This window comes from Gammaproteobacteria bacterium (assembly GCA_015709635.1).
In the GTDB taxonomy this organism is placed as follows: Bacteria; Pseudomonadota; Gammaproteobacteria; order Burkholderiales; family Nitrosomonadaceae; genus Nitrosomonas.
This window is the reverse complement of record CP054180.1, coordinates 2,654,507-2,673,995: the sequence shown is the minus strand read 5'-3', so window position 1 is coordinate 2,673,995 and position 19,489 is coordinate 2,654,507. Positions and strand designations below refer to the sequence as shown.

Sequence of the window (19,489 nt, the reverse complement as noted above, 5' to 3'; positions counted from 1 at the left end):
TGTCACGATTACAAAATTAATAGAAGTATTGCTTTATTGCTTATCTAATCGGCGATACTGAATCGCTTCAGCAATGTGTTGATTATTGATTTTCTTAACTCCCGATAAATCTGCAATCGTTCGCGCAACTGTAAAAAATATGAATTTAGTTGTAAGAAATCTCAGGGTTGTTTACAGAGAGGTTTATTGAAATTAGCGGAAAGTATTTCATAAGGAGTGGCATTATTCAAACTCTTATGCGGTTTCACAGTATTATAGAAGTTAATGAAACGGGAAAGCTGAATGCGCTGATCAGCGCTGTCTTTAAAGCAAGTTTTGCTGTGCCACATATCCATCAGAGTGCGGATGACTCTTTCGGCCTTGCCGTTGGTTTGAGGGCGATTAACGCGGGTAAACTTCTGCCCGATACCGTGTTGCCTGCAAGCTTTGCCGAAAGCATGAGCGTCAGTCCCTTTAAATTCCTTGCCGTTATCGGAATAAGCATAGTCGATCAGGTAAGGACATTGAGCAGCAGTACTCAGGAGGAAGCAAGCGGCGCTGTGCTGGGTTTTATCGAGAAGAATATCGGCATATAGCTCTCTGGAAAAATCATCGATGGCCACAAACAGGTACTCGCGAGGTTCATTGGTGGATTGTCCTTTCAATAAGGGCAGTCGCTTGGTATCGAAATGAACCAGTTCACCCGGGTAAGACTTGTTATAGCGCTTGGCTTCCCGCTCGAGACGTTCCTGGATGGTTTGTTCGGCCTTGGCCAGGCGCTTGAGACCGTACTGCAATGTTTTAAACCACTGGTTAGTGCTGTCGCGCAGAGTAAATTCCTGTAGTCTGGCACGTTTCAGCACAGCATAAACGTTGGACGGCTGACGTGGAAGCGTTCCGCCAAATGCGCTACCTTCCACAGCCGGGTTTGATATAGCCGCCAGATTTCCTGACGATCCAATAAGGTCAATCGAGTGCGTTTATGTATATTCATTTACAGTATTCTCCCAAATACTGTAAACAACGCTAGAAATTCTTACAATTTAGTGGATTGCATGACGACAAACAAGATACATTAGAAAGATGCACATGCTCCGTAAGGAAAAACATTCTCGATGAGAACTCTAAGCTCTTGATAAAAATATTGTATTTGCACGGTTCGATCGTAATTGTCATGGTCGAGCAAGGCCTGGCAGCGACTAAAAAATGCCGATTATCCGAAGCACGGCGGTCCCCATTTCCTCCAACTCTGAATTACACACCCGCTATTGCAAGGAAATGTCTTTAAGAGTATAGACCTTTGAGCAGGCCCCTGAGCATGACATTTGCAAACCGACTGACATCAGCGTTGCACCCAAAATCGAAACGTCGCTACCACTCGCATCGATGTCCGTGACCAAATAGGTGGCCGTGGCATCGAGTCCCTGAAGCACGAAACTGTATGTTCCGGGTGCGGCGATACTGCGGCGAAACGCCTGCACGAGTCCCATCTTTAGATCAGGGCGGTGGAGCTGCCAACCCACCCAAACGCTCTTCGTTCCAATATATGTGGGCATGGATCCTTGCCATTTCCCGACTACATCTATTTGGCCGTATGGCATTGGGTAGAAGTCGCCCTTGAACATCTCTGCGGCGGGATACATGGGACCGAGTGGGGACTTCGTACCAAAAAGCCAGCCAGTTTCGCTGGCCGTCACCCTTCGCTGATCAGGATCTAGGTTGTGCCAGTTGAGCGCGTAAACGCCGCTCCAACCCGCGCCGCTACGAAATCTGTATTTAAAACCGTCGAGTCCGGCAATTTCATGGGTGTCAATGCTCGCGTCGGCCCCCCGACCCTGTAGAGGCAACCAGAGGGACAACCCAAGCATCTGATTCTGCTGCTCCGTGGGCCCCCAGCCACCTTCTGTTATTGGTTTATTGTCCATATAAGTGTCCACATAAGTGTCCACACGGTCGGATCGCCACAACGGAACAGTTCTGCTGAGCGCCTCAAAATCGAGGCGCCGTCCACCGGCGGCGCAATTGTCGATGATCATGCCTGGGTGACGGGCGCGCAGATGATCCCAAAAGTAGTAAAGATTATCAATGTGACTCGCTTCGCTGATGCCGGTTCGCTCTATGCCCATGTCAGTCTTCTGTTTCGCGTCATTGTTCTTCCAGAACAGATGGGGGCCGTCCCCGTTGCTGTCCATGCGAAAAATGTCAATTTTACCTGCTTTAATTTGGGTATCCAGGAGCGCGAGCAATTGATCCACGACGCTCCGATCGGAAAAATTTACCTGACGATAGAGCTTTTGACAAGTTGTGTCGCATAAACTTCTACTTCTGTGAATTAGGCGTCCGTCGTTCCATGAATCGAAATTGATGGCTGGCGAGGCCATTCGCTCGGGCTCAAACCAAAGCAGTGACTTCAGCCCTAGCTCATGTGCCTTCTGCGAAACCTCGCCGTAGCCCTTTGGAAAGCGGTCTGGGTCAGGGATCCAATCGCCCACTCCGGAGATCCAAAGCTTATCTTCTGTTTTGGTCAACGCATCATACAAAGAGGGGTCCTGCGCCTTCGTGATGGTTCGATACCAACCTGCGTCCTGCCAGAATGTGTTCAGCGATATTCCAGATTTTGCAACATGCGTGATTGCTTTAATTAGATCTTCGGATGTCAGGCGTTCCCACGCTATCGGAAGACCAGCGCTCGAGGCAGCTGCAATGGGCTTGGGCAGTTGTCTTTGGGAATCTCGGGGAGAGAAGTACTTCAGCATCAACTGCCGGAATTTGTTTTGACCGACGAGGAAATCCTTGCCCTTCCAAGGCATCATCAGAGTCGATGGAGCACGGAAATGCTCACCTGGCCTCAATTGTGCCCCAAAGTCTTCTTGGCCTGCCTGGAAGCGCATGTCGGTTCCGGTGCTGTCAATCGCAAAGGAGCTTGCCCACTGCCCCGACCAGCCGATTGCGAAGACCACGCCTGCACCACCTCCAGGAGCCTCGACGTTGAAGTAGGGCAGGGTTTGACTCGAGGACCGTCCATTTGATGAACGAAGAGCGACGGTCACAGTCTTGGGAGGGGCATTCCGGATTGGCGTGAAGTCAGAGAGAACCGGGAGTAGATCCCGGGATGGCAGGGAACCGTCGTTGGGTTCTTCACCCAAACTTCCAGTTGAGTAATTGATGACGTAGCGTTCGGTACTCCCGAGCTCATGAATCAATTGAATGTCCGCAGATTTCACTTGGGCAATGATTCCTGACACTTTGGTCGTCGAGACATTGCGAAAAGAGATGGCCCACTTCACTGCATTGAAATCGGCCATCAACGTTTGCGTGAACTGAACTTCGAGAATGTTGGAAGGGTCGCGGTAGATCGTGTTCGTAGGTGTAGTGGCAAGCATCTGCCACGTGTTTTGATTGAAAGGGATGCCGTTGTAGGTAAACGAGAAAGGAACCGCCGAGTTCACTGGTTCATATTCTATATTCCGAGAGTCCCAAATAACGAAGCCAGGCGTGCCAGTCGAAAAGTGAGGGGCTGTTCGAGCATGTTTGGTCGGCTCGAACGCGTTTCCCAGTCCATAGCTTTGAGCGAGGACCAGCGCAAGCACCAACTTCACTAGGAAAAATGTCGGCCATCTTATCATCGTGGCGTCTCCATAATGGGTAGCAGGTAACTTAATGGTCAATGATAAAGCGATTCGGATATTTGATCCAGGTGCTTTCATAGATTAAGCGGAAATTTTCCTTACCACGGCTTTTATGAATTTCCAGGTGACCAATGCGATGCAATTGTCCTTGCCAATCTAATGAGACAAGCAGGTACGTATCACTCATTTAGAGACCCTGACCCGTTTGGGTAGTTTTTCATCCATCAGATCCAGACCGAGGGAATCATGGGTACGATCCATCAGCATTTCGAGTTCATCGACTTTACCAAGGATGTATAACGCCATCGCGTAATTTCCCATACTGGTATTAGGCTCACCACGTTCAATTTTTGCAACTGTTACTCTTGTCACGCCCATATGCTCCGCCATCAATTGCACAGTAATTCCCCGGCGCTTTCTTGCGTCACGCTAGGTCAAGTACCCGATTTCGGCGAACAGGCAAAGGGATAGCCCGAGAGATGATGGCATAGCCTTAGCTTAGTAAAGGGACGTCGTGGCTGATTTTGAATCCGTCGTATATAAGAAATTCATAATTTTTGACAGCACATATCAAGAATTGATGTCACTTGTAAATATATGCTATCATTGATTTCACATAATAAGGAGTGAAGTCAAATGTCTGTTGTTACTGTTCGCAATTTGCCCGAAGAAACGCATCGCGCGCTTAAGCTGCGTGCTGCTCAGCATGGACGTAGCACCGAAGCTGAAATTCGGGAAATTCTGGAAGAAGCAGTGCGTCCTAGGACGCGTGTCAAAATCGGATCTGAACTCGCTGCTTTTGGGCAATCCTTTGGGGGGCTTGATTTTAATGGCACTCGTGATCAGACGCCGACTGATCCAGCAGTGTTCGAATGATCGTTCTGGATACGAATGTCATATCCGAGCCAATGAAACCCAACGGCAATCCCGCCGTTCAAGCTTGGCTTGATCGGCAAACAGCCGAGACACTGTATCTGACAGCAACAAGCCTTTCCGAATTGCTGGTCGGCATTGAGATCCTGCCAGATGGAAAGCGTAAAGAAGGACTTGATGCTGCATTGAGGAAACTGATGGAGAGACTTTTTGGAGCGCGCATACTATCATTCGATCAACAGGCTGCGATAGCATATGCGTTTATAGTCGGTCGAGCTAGGACTAATGGTCGCCTTATCTCTGTGGCAGACGGTCAGATTGCCGCAATCGCGGTCGTACATGAATTCACCATAGCGACGCGAGATACTGCGCCTTTTGTCGCTGCCGGAGTGCCCGTCATCAATCCTTGGGAAGAATAATCTTAGCGTATTTTGTGTTAATGGTAGTTATCAAAGGAACATCGTTATGCGAGAACGAAATAAGATGCGGAATTGACTGTGTCAAATTTGTGCCAAACTAGTCTGTAAGTGTCACCGTTTGTGGTTGTGTGAGACAGTTTTTATGCTTGGCAAGCATTTTAAGTGATTGATTTATATGTAACTTAAATTTGTAAATAAGTTTTGTAATCAGAAGGTCCCGAGTTCGATTCTTGGTGTCGGCACCATAAAATCAATGGCTTGCAATTTTCATGCAAGCCATTTTTGTTTGCGGGGTTACGCTGGGGTTACATTGCGGCGATCTAGCAACCATTTCTAGGACACTCTTTTACTTTCTTTCCAAGCGATCAAATCAGATATTTTGTACCTGACCTTGCTACCTAGTCGCCCCTGCAAAATTCACACAGTCATGCCGACAAACGAACGTTTTGTGTAAAAGGTGTTGATCAGTTGCAGCAGTGCAAGTCGCAATAAAGAATTCTTGATGCCCAAACGGTGTATAGCTCTCATCAGCCAGCGCAGATTGTAGCCAGCCGCACATAACACAGCGTGCAGTGCATCACCCAACTGACCTGGTAACCAGCAGCGATTCATTCGGTGATCCGACTTCAGATGCCCGATTGCAGGTTCCACGGCCTGCCGGCGCTTGAGCCAGCGCCGCTGCGGGCCGGGCTTGTGATCAGATTACGGGCTTTCAGTAGCCGATAAACTGACGATTCCGATACAAAGTTGGATTGTTCATCAATATACGTCACAGCCGAAATTCTACTGATCTTTGTCTACTTACAGGGGGAGTTTACGATGACTTTTATAGTGATTATTCTCATAACCTCCTGCCAGATCACCCATCCAATCCACAAAATCGACACGACCGTCTTTATCAATGACACTGTATTGACTGGTATGTCTCGCAGTGCAATTTTTTACACAATATTCGAACACTATATCTTGCACTTCGTTATAATGTTTTGTACATTAATAATGAACATGATATATTAACGAACGTTTAATGTAATTGCTTCAGTGTATAAATAGTGAACATCATGAATAGATTGGCGACAGAATGCGATATATTGGATGCGGCCATTGGTATAGTCCGCCGTGAGATAGGTCTACGTTTAGATATTGTCGAGCGTGATGTCTGGAAGGGGGGTAAGCACATAGATGCGATTATAGAGATGCCAGAGACAGGCGCTCAACTGGTTGCTGAAATTAAAAAGTGGGCAACTCATGTTAATCTTGGTGCCGTCATTGACCAAATCAAAAATATTGCCAAGCCAGGTCATGGCCTACTTGTGGCGGACTATATAAACCCTAATATGGGTGAGCGACTAAAAGAAGTTAACATCCAGTTTCTCGATACGGCAGGTAATGCGTACATCAATCAATTACCTGTTTATATCTACATCAAAGGCAACAAACCGAAGCCGGATGTTGCTGCAATGGGAAAGATTAAAACTGGCAAAGCCTTTCAGCCCACGGGAATGAAGGTGATTTTTGCCTTTCTAAAGGATAGAAGTCTTATCAATGCGCCATATCGGGAAATCGCAGAACGAGCTCAGGTGGCGTTAGGGACAGTAGGCTGGGTAATTAGTGATCTAGTGGCACAGGGATTTTTTTTTGAAGGAGTGAAGAAGAATCAACGCGAACTAGCTGACTTTGATCGATTGTTGAATAAATGGGTAGAAGTTTATCCCTACAGGCTGAAGGAAAAACACAAAATAGGCATATTCACCACTGACAATCCCGATTGGTGGAAGACTGTGAATCTAGAAGAATTTGATGCTCTATGGGGTGGAGAAATCGCGGCGGCTAAATACACTAACTATCTCAACCCCAAACATGCTGTGGTATATATCAAAAAAGCCAATATGGCGAAATTCCTGAAGGCTGCTCGGTTAAGAAAAATAATACAAACTGAACAGTCTGATATTCGTATTGATCTGATTGAGCTATTTTGGAAACAAGAGAAGAGTATTGAAAAAGAAAAGGATTTGGCACATCCAATTGTTGTCTACGCTGATTTGATAGAAACCGCTGATCCCCGTAATCTGGAAACAGCGAACAGACTTCGTGCAAAATACTTGCATTAACATTACCGGGAAACTTCCGCTAGGGTTGATTGGGATTTATGCCGATATCAGCGAGCATGCCAAAGAATTGGCTATCGATTTTCTGGTTGTGGGAGCTATGGCAAGGGATATGGTGCTGGTGCATGGATACGGTTCTACTATAGAGCGCGGTACCCGAGATGTTGATTTTGGCATTAATGTGGGGAGTTGGAATGAGTTTAATGTGTTAAGAGATCGGTTACTGAAAGCAGGCTATAAGTCTGATATACACAGAATTCATCGCTTGACTTGCGTGGACTCAGAAGGACATCCTTGGGAAATTGACATTGTTCCCTTTGGCGAAATTGCAGGTGACAATAATAGCATCAATTGGCCGCCTGGGCAGGGCTTCGTCATGAATGTGCTCGGTTTTTCAGAAGCATTTGAACATGCGTTAAGTGTGCAAATCAGTGAAGATCCGGACATTGTTATTCCTGTTGCTTCTCCAGCGGGTATTTGCCTTCTAAAGTTGGTTTCGTGGTTGGATAGAGAAGTTGAGTTAAGGGCAAAAGATGCTACTGATTTTGAATACCTGATTAAGAGTTACTCCAAAATTCCTGAAATCAATGATGCATTATTTGAGGATGGATATATGGAGGCTCAGGAATGGGACGAAGCCAAGTCCAGCGTCATGAAGCTTGGTGAGGATGTTGGTAAGATAGCATCCGTGGTGACGATGGCTTTTCTGGAAGAAAAATTATTTAACCTACCTAACAGAAAAGAGCAATTTGCAAGGGATATGCAAAGCCAAGCTGGGAGTGATTTGGCAGAATATACGGAGAAGCTTAATATCTTTGCTAAAGCGGTTAGTGCAGGGTATGTCAATCGGCGTTTGAAAGTTACCAGCTAATAAATGAGTGAGTCTAGTTGAGTGCGCTGACGTGTCATGCTAAATATCATAAAAATCACTGTGTCAAATTGGTGCCAAACTACGACGGAAATACCACCATTTGAGGCTGTTTGACACTGGTTTTGTGCTTGGTAAGCATTGTAACTAATTGATTATATTAATTTCACATCCAGTGGTTGCATTTCATAATCCCTTTGTCGCTCAGATACAGTTAACTTGGTAGTAAACCCGGTGGGCGCCCATTCCATTAGTACAAGTCAAAACGATTCAAAAATGAACCGAAATTTCTGCAAAAAGATATCCTTAAATGCTCGCCAAAAATGCCAAAACCTAGTCATCATTTGGCATGCAACTGATTGATAATAAGATAAATAATTTGGTATGGAATCGAGCCTGCGTCTATTTGATAAATCAGTCATTTAGTTTGTCCTACGTACATATTGCAATTTGTTATTTCTTTTTCTTAAATTGCACAATTTCACCTGGCTTTGTTAGCCCGCCTGCTGCAAGCATTGCGCTTGTGGCTGTATTAACCGAGTCTCTAACCGGATCAAGATCAAGCCGCGCATAAATCGCCGTTGTATTTTGGTTTTTATGATTAAGCGATTTGCCAATAATCGCCAGCGATGCACCGGTCTTTGCTTGCCAGCTTCCCAATGTGCGCCTTAGATCATGAAGTCGCAAATCTTTTATTTCTGCGCTTTTTAATCTCTGCGGGTTCAATTCCCCGCCCCTTGGGGCGAAAGCTGGTTGAAAAACCAGCAGATTGAAGAACGCAGTTAATACCCCGCTCTTGCGGCGGGGTGCTTTATTATGCGCTCCCAGCCTTTTCTTGGTTCCTGAATGTGTCCTGATTTGCCGATGCCGGGAAAAACAAATTCACTATCATCTGATTTTCGGTTTTGCAAAACCTCAATCGCTTCTGGTGAAAGCGTTACTGTTTGAGGCGTATCATTTTTTGTTTCTTCTATACGCCATTCAGCACGTTCGAGATTAATATCCTGCCATTTCATGCTACAGACATTTGATCTGCGTGCGCCGGTCAATAGCGAGATTAAAACATAATCTCTAATCGTTTCATTTGGCTCTTTTGAGAGTGCCTGAAAGAATCTTGGCAGCTCATCACTTTGAATGAACCGATCCCGGCTCTTTTCTTTGTTACGCCTGATCCCAATAGCCGGGTTGTTTTCCCAAAGCCCTGCTGATATTGCCCATCCAAACACGCTTGAAATTAAGGCTAATATTCTGTTGGCAGCAATTGGTCCTGATTTAGTTGTTATATTGCTATGAAGTAGCGATACTGTTGCTCGATTTATTTCTGATAATTTTTTTTACTAAACTGTTTTTCAACATGTTTTTTATAATTATCTAGATCATCTGTCCATGTTTTTTTCTTTAGTTTAGAGTGTCTTTCTAAATATTCTGCAAATAAATCACAGAAGAGGGGTTCCGATTTTAATTTGCGTTTAGCTTCAGCTGGGCTTTTGCCCTCAGCTATAACCAAATTGATTTCCATAGTTTTTCGCCTTGCCTGATCAATCGTCATGTCAGGGGGGCGTCCTAGTGTTATGCGCTCAGGATTGCCGCCTTTGATGCGTTTAAAAACACTAAATGTTTTGATCCCGGTTGATGATGTACGCAAGTGCAAACCACTCACCTTTGTGTCATGATATGTGTCGCGCTTGCCTTTTTGTGGCAAGGGGAGGGCGTCAATCTCCGCTTTTGTAAAGTTGAATTTTTTGGTCATGGCAAATTGGGGTTACGCCGGGGTTACATTCCGGATGCATTTTAGTGCATTTCTATCGATGTACGTAGTCATCCCTGCAAAACACTTAGAGCCTGCATGAACTGCAGGAATCATCAAATTTTAGACGGCATTGATCCCTGAGAATTTATACTATTCGCATCAAAACATTGAGAGAATCAAGAGGAACTGAAATGCCGACCGATGATTTTTTCCGAGCGCGTCTCGATCAGATAATTGATCTGCGTCATCCCCTGGCAGTGCTGTCGAATCGACTGCCGTGGGCTGATATTGAAGCAGCACTTGTCCCTGCTTTTGAGCGTAAAAACCGTCAGGGTGAAGTGTTGGAGATCAACGATCTTTTTGGCACAACATTGGCGATTGCCAGTGGGGGCGTGAGCACTGCGGGTCGCCCCCGCTTGCCGATCCGGTTGATGGCATCGTTGCTGTATCTGAAGCATGCGTTCAACCTCAGTGACGAAGAGCTGGTGGTTCGCTGGTCGGAGAATGTGGTGTGGCAGTATTTCAGCGGCGAGGAATATTACACATCGAAGTTGCCGTGTGATGCCACCCAGATTGGCCGTTTCCGCACCGCCATTGGTGAAGCTGGTGTTGAGAAGCTGCTGAAGGCAACGATTGACACTGCGGTGCACACCAAGGCGGTCAAACCGGCTGAATTCAAACGAGTGATTGTTGACACGACAATTCAGGAAAAGGCAATTGCGCATCCGGTGGATAGCCGGTTACTGGAAATTGCTCGCGGCAAGATTGTGCAAGCAGCCAGACGGGCTGGCATCACCTTGAAGCAAACCTACGCCAAAGAAGGCAAGGCGCTGCGCCGAAGGGCAGGCGGCTATGCCCACGCCAGGCAATTGCGGCGTCTGCACAAAACCGTTAAACGCCAACGCACGATCCTTGGTATCGTGCTGCGGGAGATCCAGCGCAAACTGGCAACCGTGACGACGGTCTGTGCCGCATCGCTGCAGCAATTGACCACGCTATTGGAACGGGCAGGACGGATTCATAAGCAGCAACCCAAGGACAACAACAAACTCTATGCATTGCACGCACCGGAAGCCGAATGCATCGGCAAGGGCAAAGCACGCAAACCTTACGAGTTCGGAGTTAAAGCCGGCATTGCTGTTACGCACAAAAGCGGCCTGATAGTCGGTGCCAGAACCTTTCCTGGCAATCCCTACGATGGTCATATTCTCCACCAACAGCTCGAACAAACGCACAGGCTACTCGAAGATACCGGATCAATACCGAAGCAGGTTATTGCCGATCTCGGGTTCCGGGGAGTGGATGCTGACAATCCGGCAGTGGAAATCATCCATCGCGGCAAGTACAAGTCGCTGACGAAACCGCAGCGGCGCTGGCTCAAGCGCCGGCAGGCCGTGGAACCTGCAATCGGGCATCTGAAGTCGGATCACCGAATGAATCGCTGCTGGTTACCAGGTCAGTTGGGTGATGCACTGCACGCTGTGTTATGTGCGGCTGGCTACAATCTGCGCTGGCTGATGAGAGCTATACACCGTTTGGGCATCAAGAATTCTTTATTGCGACTTGCGCTGCTGCAACTGATCAACACCTTTTACACAAAACGTTCGTTTGTCGGCATGACTGTGTGAATTTTGCAGGGGCGACTACGTAAATGCTAAATCTACCCTGAATGCTATTTTGTGTAAAGGTCTGTGTATTTATATAAATTTCTATAAATATGGATAAATACACGGGATTTGTGATTTGTAATCAGTAGGTCGGAGGTTAGACTCCTCTCAACAGCACCAAAAAATCAACAAATTGCAATAAATTATATAAAAATACCTGATTCATGTAGACAGTAAAGCAGGTATAAAAGTCAATTGAAAAATTTGCATTAGAAAATCCGACCTGATGCAAATCAAATTCGCAATCAGTAGGCCAACAGTTATATTATTTCAAATATCGCTATAAAATAAATAAGTTAAGTTATACATTTAAAATAATGTAGACTTTGTGTGAGTGAAAGATCTTAATAAATAATGTGGTTGGTAGGATGTAGCGCGCTGCCTTGTAAAAATTCTAAAATCGAGATATGTCTTCCTCTTTATCTCTGATCGACTCTGCTTCAATTTGCTTATCAATATAAGTAATAGAATCCATTACCCATCGTCTTACGTTCCTATTTTCATGTACCAACAATGAGCTGAGGCATCTCTTATCATCCTCTAAATATGGTACTAGTGAGCCGGACCAACCCCTAGTAATCATATTGGCTCTAAGGGCACTAGCTACATCTTCATCGTCACCAAATCGCACAAGCAATGCTACAAACAAATCTGTGGGCCGTTGCGTGTCATCAATTACTTCCGAGATATTTATACAGGAAGCTACAAAGCTCGACCCAAATTCAGGCTGTTCCTCACACCATGAAATCACACTCTCGACCGTCACCACCGACAAAACACTCGGTATTTGGTCAGAATCATTATTTTCCCGATCTAGCAATTGTTGCAACCAATATCGCTCCATACCATTCGCTTGGACAATGGCATCTCCAAGTATCGGCCAGAGTACATCGTTATACTCACGCATCAGATCAAGTAACAATGGTTTGGTATAACTCCAGATGTCACCGTGGTTTAATCCATGCCGACAAGCGACAATAAGCTGTTTCGTCAATGCGATAGCAAACTTCTGATCTGGCTCCTGCAGCAACTTTTTTGCCAAGTCTTGCCAGTGATGTATGTCTGTTACTGCTCCCTTCTGATCTTTATGGAGAGGTACGCTAGAAACCAGTTGTTTAAGCGGTTCCTGCAATATCTCAATGCTCCCTTTATTTCCAAAGCAGTACATATAGATCACATTCAAAGCTGCCCAACTGGCTTTGTCACCAAGCTCGGTCAATGCCAAACAAAATTCCATTATTTCTTTTGGATTAATACCATTAGTGACACTGCCATAACTCAATGAATTTGCGCTATTGGGCGAGATAGCTTCACAACGAATTAACTTCAGCAATATGTCAAGATGTGATTTTTGAATGCCGCCAGTGCGTATAAAATCTGGATAGAGAAAAACAAGACGTTCATCAGTCAAAAGCTTATCGATATTTTCTTGCCATTTTTCGGGTGATCTTTCAAAAATTCCACGAAATATTCCCAAGATAAAGCTGGGGTTCGCATGGTCAACAACCAAAAGCTGCTCGAAAGATTGTTTCAGTAATTGATCAACATCTGTCAGTTCCAGAGCTAACTGATAACCGAAGGAATAAGATTTCTTTTGATCACCTTGTACTAGCAAATCAAGGTGGGGCATTAATGAATCGATATCTTTAGCCACTTCAATACCCAAAGCTTTGGCATTTTCAGAGGCCACATCAATATAGTGACCGTCATCTCCTTTGTGGTACTCCCAAGGTGGATTGATCACACGAATTTTCAGTTTCTCTGATAAATCAGCGAAATCAGGATTAAATAGTTCAAGCCAATTGTTTAGTGCATCAATTGCCTCTTGCTTCATCCCCTTTGAATCATACTCAAAGGCATGTTTTATACTTTCCAAAGCAGCGGGCCAATAGCGACCGTTGATGGATACAATATGTTTGATCGCCGCGTCCAACATATCAATACGATCCCGAATAACAAAACCGCGTATTGAGTGACCTATAGCTGAGAGTACTTTCTCTTTTTGAGGTTCTCCCCTTTCAAATAAGATAAGCAGTAAATTGAAGGCTTCTTGCCAATAATTAAATACTTCCTGCCATAGCGCCGGTTGCCATTCTTTCATCGGTGCTTTCGTTCCTTGATATTCTGCGCCAATTGTTCGTGTTCCACCGGACGTACTTATTGCTCGATCTAATGCCTCAAGTACGATCATGTCAATTTCAGCTCGGTTAAGATCAATCGCTCGCCTTAATACATCAAAACGAATATTTGGTGTGGTCTCCGTTCCAGATAGATTTATCCTGAACAGTTGCGCAAACATTCCTGTTGCATTATTACTCCAGGTTTCATTTTCTGCTGAAGCGAGTAGCAACATACACCAGGAAGATTTCTCGAATACACCTGCATGAAAACATAATTTCTCTAACCCCCATAAGAGATTTCTACGTGTATCACCTCTAATTTCGTGAAGCTTATCGCGAGTCATCTCGCTCAAAACTTTATGGAGGGCCTGACTAGTAGACTCTGGATTCACTTCAACAAATGCGCGGAAGAGTTTCGAACCCTTCTCTGTAAGCAACTCTTCCGCTTGGACAAAAGGGCTCTGACCACCAAATAGACGCGCTGAAAACCTTTGAACGCTTTCCTGACTATCAAGATAAGATGCCTGAATACAAAAACTTTGCATGAGGGAGTCTGGCAAATTATCTATCAATAGCTTTTGTCTGTCATATGGGGTCTCTTCCCACCAATCCGATGCAAGCGTTAGCGCAAGGGGTTTAGGAACTAACCTAGCGTATCTTCCAGCTCTATTAATAATCTGCCTTTTAGTAAACTTATTTAAAACGCGATCAAAGTCTCTTAAAGTAGAGCAAGCAACATCCTCGGCAATAAACTTTGCCTCATCTCTGGCGCTTCCCTCAGTTGCACCAAATACATCAAACAACGAGCAGGCTGATAATAGATTCTTTTCAGCATCCGTAACGCCACCATCGCCATCAATTAGTTTTCTAACCACAGATCTAGTTTCGATTGAACCCAATAAGCGACCTTCCTTCCGATACTGCTCAGCGATAAGGGTCGCCATCAACGGATAACCCTGAGAAAAACGAGCGACACGATCTACATCGCTTGTATCTAAATCGACTAGAATCGGAGACAAAACTTGTTTGATTGCATCATCTGATAAAGGGGAAAGTTGGATATGAATTGAGTCATCAACTTGCTCATGAAAATATCCAACGGTAACAATCTTTAAAAAACACTCAATTTTATTAACTTCTCTAGCCAATTCGTTATGTAGGTCTACACTGCAATTCTCAACCACTGCTAGACCATGTACTTTAGCTTCAACGGCTTGACGAATGCTTTCTTTTATCTCCTTTTCATAACCTAAGGCATTATTGAAAATAAGCACACAGGAATCATCAATAGACGAAACAATTTCGATTGCTTCCAAAAGAAGGCGAGTTTTACCTAATCCGGATGCGCCTGTTAGTCTTACAACAGATCGATTCAAATTCAAAGCTTCAACTAGGGCCTGTTAACACTACCTAAGTGCTTCGACGATGAGAGCGAAATGGATGAATGAGAGAAAAATGACATCCAGTTTGTCGAATCTGGAGAATATTCGACGGAATCCCTTGAGTCTGCGGAATAATCTTTCGATCTCATTGCGTTTTTTGTACATGGCGCGGTCATATTCCCAGAGCTCCAGCCGATTAGTTTTGGGTGGGACAACCGGGATATAACCGAGCTCCAATGCAAGCTGTCTGGTTTGATCACCCTCATAAGCGCGATCCATCAGCAGATGAGTAGGAGAAGAGACGGGGCCGAGTGCTAACAGGAGTTGTCGTCCTTCCGGTGCGTCATGTGTATGCCCCGGAGATAAGGAAAAAGTTATGGCTGTTCTGGTATCTGCGGCAACCAGATGAATTTTAGTGGTCCAGCCACCTCGGGATTTGCCGATGGATTGCGGGCCGTTTTTTTTAATGCACCAGTACCATCAGGGTGCACTTTGATGCTGGTGCTATCCATCGAAACGGCTTCAATCTTGATGCGAATGATTTGTTGATGCTGCAGCTGCTCAAAAACTTTTTGAAGCACGCCGCTTTTCGCCCATCGATTCATTCGAGTGTAGATGGTATGCCAATTACCGAAACGCTTGGGTAGTCCGCGCCACTTGCAACCATGCTCGGTAACATACAGAATAGCATTGAGAATTTGTAGATTGGAATGACTGACATTGCCACGCTGGCGCGGCATGCAGTGTTCGATCTGTTGATATTGAGTTTCGGTGATTTCCATCACCATATTATATCAAATAGTGTTAACAGGCCCTAACGATTTGAAATCGCTATCTCGCTTTTCATCTTTGACAAATTTGTAACTATGGTTTCTTGTCTCAAGACTTTTCCAGTCATCAAGGTCTCTAGAGGCTTTATTTCTGAACCGGCTAATTGTGCTTTTTTCTAAGATAAAATTTTTAAACACAATATAAGAGGAGGAGTCGATGCTCTCTGGCTTAACAATTGTTCTGTGGTCAACATTGTTAATTGTCTCCACTCTATGATATCTAAAAATACTTTTAGAGCTAGAAGAAGAAACCATATCGTCATTCGCAGCAATAATGCTTAATATGTCTAAGGCGTTATCCAGCTCACTGGCCACCCACTGATCATTTAGATCATCAAGCTCGCTTGAGTCGCGACATAAACTCCTAAGGTGCCGATTCCTGCAAGATATATATTTTGCTACATTGGCAAACCCTGAGCCGTCATGAGGAACATCGAAAAAGCATACTTTCCTGATGTTATGATTTATTTTCTTATCCTTCATACGCAGCAATAGCCTTTTAACAACTAGCCCGCCCAGACTGTGTCCTGCTAAAATTATTTTGTCGTTATCTAAATCGCACCGAGCTTCAATATCAGTAAGAAGCCCATTAGCTATATTCAAGATACTCGGAGCTCGTTTCCAGAATTGCTTCAATATATTCGGTGATTCATAACCATATGTAACAATGTCAAAGTCAAGTTCAATATCCGACTCAAGGAAGTCAGGAAATTTCCCCCATGTTTTATCGGCCGCCCCTCCTAGACCATGTACAAGTATTATTTTCTTTGCCATTAACTCTCCTTAAGTTTTGTATCTTTCCTGAAATCAGATCCTTTGATAGCAGTATTTCTCGTAGCTTTTGGGGGCTACTCATTGGAAGCCCATCATCAAAATTGGTGATCTGAAAATGAGAACAGATGAGCAATGAATTCTCATAATTATAAAGATTCCTATTTTTTAATTATTTTCTTATTTAAAGAAGCAACCGTCTAATATATAAAAATAATTCCTATTTAACAAAATTCCAATAAATAAAGAATGGGAAAAGTCTCGCATTCCTCCAATTTACAACCCAATCATTTTGATAATTGTATTTTTCAATTATCAATTCTATTCAACTGTATTTAACCATAATTAATAAGTTATTATTATCTTGCGTACAGTTATTAACAGAACTCGAACTCCAAGGCGGCTGCGCCGCAAATGCGGCCTCGTGGTTGCTGCCGCTGTCGCTCCCACTCGGGCGCTTTTCGGCTTGCCGTTCAGTTGATTCTGTATCGACTGTAACTTTTTGAATTTGCCATTGATGAAGGCGTGTCGGTAACTGGATAGTCTCGGTTTGTATGCCGCAGATTTTCTTACCTACTGGGTCGCCATACTTTCCCCGTTCTTTCGAATCGATTTTCATCAGCTTGATGGGAATATCTTTACGCTTAATGGTAGCTCCGCCCATCAATTGAATGAATTGCCACCAGTGGCCCTGGTCGGCAGCTTGTCTTGCTTGTTCCAGAATGCCTTCGAGTGCGTTGCTGACTCTGCGCAGTTCTCGCCAAATGCTGACAGGTGCGCCACCGATTTGCTGGAATTGACGGATGCCCCAGGTCGACGCCCAGGCTTCTACCCGTTCCGCAGCTTGCTGTATCGGACTGCCGTCAATATCATGCTCAAGACCGTGGCCGTCGATATTCTTTGAGATGTATTTGGCGATATAGCCGACAGCGGTGCCTTTGCTTTTATCAATAGGCGTTACGTTAAAGCGGTGTTGCTGTGCGCCGGGTTCGTCGCCATCGGTTTGCAGGGCATAATGCCGCATGATTTCTCTAACTCTTGCGGTTTGTTCGGGCGGCATGAATAGCAGCATATGCCAGTGCGGTGTGCCGTCGTGTTGCGGTTCGGCAATGCGAAAGCCGTACACTTTGATTTTATCGCGATCAAATTTGGCGCGGATTCTTGACCAGACTTTGTTGAGGTACTTTTGCGCTTGTTTCGGTGTCGTGCCGTCATACTTGGAATTCTGCTCGCCGCTGCCGGAGTGACGAGCATGCATTCTGGATGGGCAGGTGATAGTATAGAATACTCCGGCATGACCCAATTCGTTGGCGATATATTCAAAACCGTAAATACGCGCCATTAATTCATTGCGCCGGATGCGCGGATTAGCCAGACCTAACTCTGCCAGTTCGCTCAGCGTGAAACACTGGCCGAGTTCATTGGTTGCCAATAATCCATCGAGAACGCGGCGGATACGTTTTTTCTGTTCTCTGCGTCTTGCTAGTGTTTCGTCGCTGACATAGCGGCTGGCGCGTTCATGCACTAATCCGATGCGGATGGCGTCTTGTTCCAGCTTTTGTGCGTGAATCTTGCGTAGCCGTTGCAGCCACCAGATTTCATCGGTCAGGCGGGTATAGATGCCGGTGGCTGTAATGTTCGGGTCTTCAAACAATGACAGCTCGATTTCATACTTTTGCGCCCGGTGCAGCATCCGGGAAACAGCATATTCCAGATTCCAGTAAATGCGGCTGATTTGCTGCATTTCCTTGACGATGTTTCTTGCCAGATCGTTTAGATCGTCATCGCTGGCATTGAGGGGAATGCTATTTTTAGTGATAGATCCATAGGCCTTTAGCAATCCTAGATTGGCATCGCTTCTGCCGTCAAAGATATAGGTTTCTTTGTAATCATATGCAGTTTTTTCAGCAAACCGTTTGGGCAGTTGCCGGAATATCGGCGCGCGCCAGCGTTTATCGTTGCCATCCGGTTCATCAAGTAAGCTTAATATGCCTTCGGCGATGCGTTCACCGGGACTGAGTAGTTCATGGGGTTGATGTACTGACGTGTGCATACACACCTCAGTACTGGCTGGTTGAATAATGCGTGCATGATTCAATATAAGCGAGCAGATCGCTATGGCGATAGCGAACTGCCCGTGAGCCTACTTTGATGAATGGCACCCGCGCCCCGGCCCAGCGGTCTCGTTCCAGGAATGCGGTGCTGACACCTAAGATTTGTGCCGCTTGTTTAGTAGTGAGTAAAGAGTTTTGCATGATTGACCTCGCTAGTTAATAAATACGAGATCAATTTGCGACAAATGATGGAGTAAGAAAAGATGCTAAGAAAAATAGAAATATATCTATTTTTCTAGGAATAATTACAATTTTTTATTTCTTTGATTTTAATGGTGTTCCAGGCAGCTTGGCATATTCTGATGCGACAGTTCGCACTAATTTTTTAAATGCCGTAGGAGAGAAAGTGGACGAATACCCGAATTGCTGCATTGTAGGATGGTTCCGCATTTCTTCATAACCCAGGTTTTCGTGCATTTTCCATAATTGCTTGGCTAATTCAATGCAAACCACCCGCTGCCTGCGCCGTTCTGGCATTTTTTCGTACCAGCTATTGTTGTCATCATCAGGATCAACAGCTTCAGCAAGTGTATTTGCTTTCGTTAATAATTCTTGAGGTGCCCAGCAAGGAGGAATAGGAAGCCGTATTACATCGTTGCACCAATTGACAACCTCGTTTCGCATTACATAGATACTATCCAGATAAGCTTTGTTAAATTTTTCGTTTCTGAGGCATTGAATGAGCTTTAGATTATTCATATTCAGAAAATCCCGTAACTGCGAGAAAAATGAATCGTCAGTTAAAATTTTCCATCCATTCTGTCTTGCCGTGATCTCTTGATTCGCTATAGCACGCATCAACCGAAGAATGGCGATTCTAAGTTCAGGTGAGATTTTCTTGGTATCGGTTTGGTCAGGGTCGGCATTGATCCAATTGTGCGCCAATTGCCAGACAGTTTTGAAGTCAGGATTGTTTTCCACATGCATGACAAATCATCCTATGAGAAATAATCTCATTTGACGGCTTGTAGTTTGCACA

13 protein-coding genes and 4 pseudogenes are annotated in these 19,489 nt (G+C 44.9%); 5 read left to right on the top strand and 12 right to left on the bottom strand.

The genetic code is table 11. The features are described from left to right. Positions 1–33 precede the first annotated feature (33 nt). The 4 genes and pseudogenes from HRU78_12755 to HRU78_12740 all read right to left on the bottom strand — a co-directional run bounded on the left by HRU78_12755 (position 34) and on the right by HRU78_12740 (position 3,998). Positions 34–129, bottom strand: a pseudogene (locus tag HRU78_12755) (hypothetical protein). Between the two features lie 32 nt (positions 130–161). Beyond that, positions 162–973: pseudogene (locus tag HRU78_12750) on the bottom strand (transposase family protein). Between the two features lie 271 nt (positions 974–1,244). Then, complete coding sequence (locus HRU78_12745) at positions 1,245–3,605, bottom strand: alpha-galactosidase (GenBank protein QOJ24399.1); 2,361 nt, start codon at positions 3,603–3,605, stop codon at positions 1,245–1,247. Between the two features lie 186 nt (positions 3,606–3,791). Further along, positions 3,792–3,998, bottom strand: coding sequence for an XRE family transcriptional regulator (locus HRU78_12740; GenBank protein ID QOJ25054.1), 207 nt, complete (start codon positions 3,996–3,998; stop codon positions 3,792–3,794). Positions 3,999–4,244: 246 nt separating this feature from the next. On the opposite strand from HRU78_12740, the gene HRU78_12735 reads away from it, so the two are divergent. Beyond that, positions 4,245–4,484, top strand: coding sequence for an Arc family DNA-binding protein (locus HRU78_12735; protein QOJ24398.1), 240 nt, complete (start codon positions 4,245–4,247; stop codon positions 4,482–4,484). After that, the gene (locus HRU78_12730; protein ID QOJ24397.1) at positions 4,481–4,900 is read left to right on the top strand and encodes a type II toxin-antitoxin system VapC family toxin; all 420 of its coding nucleotides are present in this window, start codon (positions 4,481–4,483) and stop codon (positions 4,898–4,900) included. Before HRU78_12735 ends, HRU78_12730 begins: the two co-directional genes overlap by 4 nt. Before the next feature lie 417 nt (positions 4,901–5,317). Here HRU78_12730 and HRU78_12725 read toward each other — a convergent pair. Then, positions 5,318–5,581, bottom strand: a pseudogene (locus HRU78_12725) (hypothetical protein). 380 nt (positions 5,582–5,961) lie between these two features. On the opposite strand from HRU78_12725, the gene HRU78_12720 reads away from it, so the two are divergent. Together HRU78_12720 and HRU78_12715 are read left to right on the top strand one after the other, a co-directional pair. Next, a complete protein-coding gene (locus HRU78_12720) occupies positions 5,962–7,011 on the top strand; it encodes a hypothetical protein (protein QOJ24396.1) in 1,050 nt (349 codons plus the stop codon). Further along, the gene (locus HRU78_12715) at positions 6,992–7,879 is read left to right on the top strand and encodes a nucleotidyl transferase AbiEii/AbiGii toxin family protein (protein ID QOJ24395.1); all 888 of its coding nucleotides are present in this window, start codon (positions 6,992–6,994) and stop codon (positions 7,877–7,879) included. Before HRU78_12720 ends, HRU78_12715 begins: the two co-directional genes overlap by 20 nt. Before the next feature lie 450 nt (positions 7,880–8,329). On the opposite strand, the pseudogene HRU78_12710 reads toward HRU78_12715, so the two are convergent. After that, a pseudogene (locus HRU78_12710) lies at positions 8,330–9,626 on the bottom strand (tyrosine-type recombinase/integrase). A gap of 191 nt (positions 9,627–9,817) precedes the next feature. On the opposite strand from HRU78_12710, the gene HRU78_12705 reads away from it, so the two are divergent. Next, entirely contained in the window at positions 9,818–11,254 is a 1,437-nt protein-coding gene (locus tag HRU78_12705; protein ID QOJ24394.1) for an IS5 family transposase, read from the top strand. A 433-nt stretch (positions 11,255–11,687) separates the two neighbouring features. On the opposite strand, the gene HRU78_12700 is transcribed toward HRU78_12705, so the two are convergent. The 6 genes from HRU78_12700 to HRU78_12675 form a co-directional block, all read right to left on the bottom strand. Next, the gene (locus tag HRU78_12700) at positions 11,688–14,729 is read right to left on the bottom strand and encodes a hypothetical protein (GenBank protein QOJ24393.1); all 3,042 of its coding nucleotides are present in this window, start codon (positions 14,727–14,729) and stop codon (positions 11,688–11,690) included. Between the two features lie 90 nt (positions 14,730–14,819). Then, a protein-coding gene (locus HRU78_12695) for an IS5 family transposase (protein ID QOJ25053.1) occupies positions 14,820–15,577 on the bottom strand; the annotation gives its coding sequence in 2 pieces (ribosomal slippage) (positions 14,820–15,262 and positions 15,262–15,577; 759 coding nt in all). 12 nt (positions 15,578–15,589) lie between these two features. Continuing rightward, entirely contained in the window at positions 15,590–16,399 is an 810-nt protein-coding gene (locus HRU78_12690) for a hypothetical protein (GenBank protein ID QOJ24392.1), read from the bottom strand. A 322-nt stretch (positions 16,400–16,721) separates the two neighbouring features. Continuing rightward, on the bottom strand, positions 16,722–18,449 hold the full coding sequence (locus tag HRU78_12685) for a replication endonuclease (GenBank protein QOJ24391.1): 1,728 nt from the start codon (positions 18,447–18,449) through the stop codon (positions 16,722–16,724). 7 nt (positions 18,450–18,456) lie between these two features. Further along, positions 18,457–18,651 (bottom strand): helix-turn-helix domain-containing protein, encoded by a 195-nt coding sequence (locus HRU78_12680; GenBank protein ID QOJ24390.1) that lies wholly within the window; start codon positions 18,649–18,651, stop codon positions 18,457–18,459. A 114-nt stretch (positions 18,652–18,765) separates the two neighbouring features. Beyond that, positions 18,766–19,437: a hypothetical protein gene (locus tag HRU78_12675; protein ID QOJ24389.1), complete on the bottom strand. Its 672-nt coding sequence runs from the start codon at positions 19,435–19,437 to the stop codon at positions 18,766–18,768. Positions 19,438–19,489 lie beyond the last annotated feature (52 nt).